This is a genomic window from Microbacterium sp. ZW CA_36, assembly GCF_044987475.1.
GTDB lineage: Bacteria > Actinomycetota > Actinomycetes > Actinomycetales > Microbacteriaceae > Microbacterium.
This window is the reverse complement of sequence record NZ_JBJDRL010000135.1, coordinates 1-1,802: the sequence shown is the minus strand read 5'-3', so window position 1 is coordinate 1,802 and position 1,802 is coordinate 1. Positions and strand designations below refer to the sequence as shown.

The 1,802-nt window shown below is 72.9% G+C and carries 1 protein-coding gene and 1 pseudogene; one reads left to right on the top strand and one right to left on the bottom strand.

Annotated features, from left to right (window positions below; all coding sequences use genetic code 11):
- Positions 1–296, bottom strand: a pseudogene (locus ACI3KX_RS22060) (chromosome partitioning protein); the annotation flags it as partial.
- Positions 297–922: 626 nt separating this feature from the next.
- Here ACI3KX_RS22060 and nucS point away from each other — a divergent pair.
- Complete coding sequence (gene nucS / locus ACI3KX_RS22055; RefSeq protein WP_308866300.1) at positions 923–1,618, top strand: endonuclease NucS; 696 nt, start codon at positions 923–925, stop codon at positions 1,616–1,618.
- Positions 1,619–1,802 lie beyond the last annotated feature (184 nt).

The window sequence follows — 1,802 nt, the reverse complement described above, 5'->3', positions numbered from 1 at the left end:
ACCGGAGCGGATGCGGACGCCGGGGCGGGAACGGGGTCGGCGGTCGCGGCATCCAGCGACTCCGCCCAGGTGCCGTCGGGGTGCACGACCAGCGGCCAGCTCGACGACCCCTCGACGAGGGTGGCGTGCGCGGGCTCGCCCGTCGAGGCCGCCAGCTGCCGGATCTCCTCGACGACGCGGTCGCGCAGGGCCAGGCTGTCGGGGGCGACGACTTCCTCGACATCGGTGCCGACGTGCAGCTCGGCGGTCGTGCTCGTCAGGAAGTGGACGGTCGCATCGGGGCGGCGTGAATTCATCGGTTCTCCTCCGCAGCGGCGGCTTCAGATGCCGGCCGCGGCAGAAGGCGGCGGCCGGTCAGGGCAGGCGAGTGGGCCGGCGAGAGCCCATCGGAGGGCGAGTGCGGGCCTCGGCCGCGCTTTCGCCGTGCATGTTCACGCTAGTCGACGGTTCCTGGAAGGCACCGCCGAGACTGTGCGACGCGGCCGCGGGCAAGACTCGTCGGGTCCTGACGACACAACGTCGGGATCGGCTCATCGGGTCCTCGCGGTGCGGCCGCGGGCCAGGCTCGTCGGGTACTGACGGGACAACCGCGCGATCGGCTCATCGAGACCTCGCGGTGCGGCCGCGGGGAAGGCTCGTCGGGTACTGACGGGACAACCTCGGGAACGGCTCATCGAGACCTCGCGGTGCGGCCGCAGGCCAGGCTCGTCGGGTACTGACGGCACGACCGCGGGAACGGCTCATCGGATCCTCGCGGCGCGGCCGCGGGCCAGGCTCGTCGGGTACTGACGGCACGACCGCGCGATCGGCTCATCGGGTCCTCGCGGTGCGGCCGCGGGCCAGGCTCGTCGGGTCCCGACGACACAACCGCGGGATCGGCTCATCGAGACCTCGCGGTGCGGCCGCGGGCTAGGCTCGTCGGGTGCGTCTCGTCATCGCCCGCTGCTCCGTGGACTACACGGGACGGCTCAATGCCCACCTGCCGCTCGCGACCCGCCTGCTGGTGCACAAGGGCGACGGCTCGCTGCTGGTGCACTCCGACGGCGGCTCGTACAAGCCGCTCAACTGGATGAGCCCGCCCTGCCGCCTGGACGTCGAGATCCCGGATGCCGAATCCGCCGCCGCCGGAGTGCTCGAGCACTGGCGCGTCACCCACGCGAAGAGCGGCGACGCGCTGCTCGTGCGCATCTACGAGGTGCTGCACGACACGTCGCACGAGCTGGGCCTGGACCCGGGCCTGCAGAAGGACGGCGTCGAGGCCGACCTGCAGCGGCTCCTCGCCGAGCAGGTCGACGTCATCGGCGACGGCCTCACCCTGGTCCGCCGCGAGTATCCGACCGCGATCGGTCCCGTCGACCTGCTCCTGCGCGACCCCGAGGGCGGCACCATCGCCGTCGAGGTCAAGCGCCGCGGTGACATCGACGGCGTCGAGCAGCTGACCCGCTACCTCGAACTGCTCGGCCGCGACCCGCATCTCGCCCCGGTCACGGGCGTCTTCGCGGCCCAGGAGATCAAGCCGCAGGCGAAGGTGCTCGCCACCGACCGCGGCATCCGCTGCGTCACCCTCGACTACGAGGGCATGAAGGGCATCGAGTCCGGCGCCCCGCGCCTCTTCTGACGCCCGGCCTGGCCCGTCCGCGATCCTCGGTCAGCGGCTCCGACCGCGAGACCTCAACTGGTCGCCGAGACCGCGGGGATTTCCCACGGTCTCGGCCTTCCAGTGGGGTCTCGCCGATGTGAGCGGCGGGGAAGCGCGATCCCGGCGCCGACGCTCGGCCCCGCGCCGACGCCCGCGGCCCGGC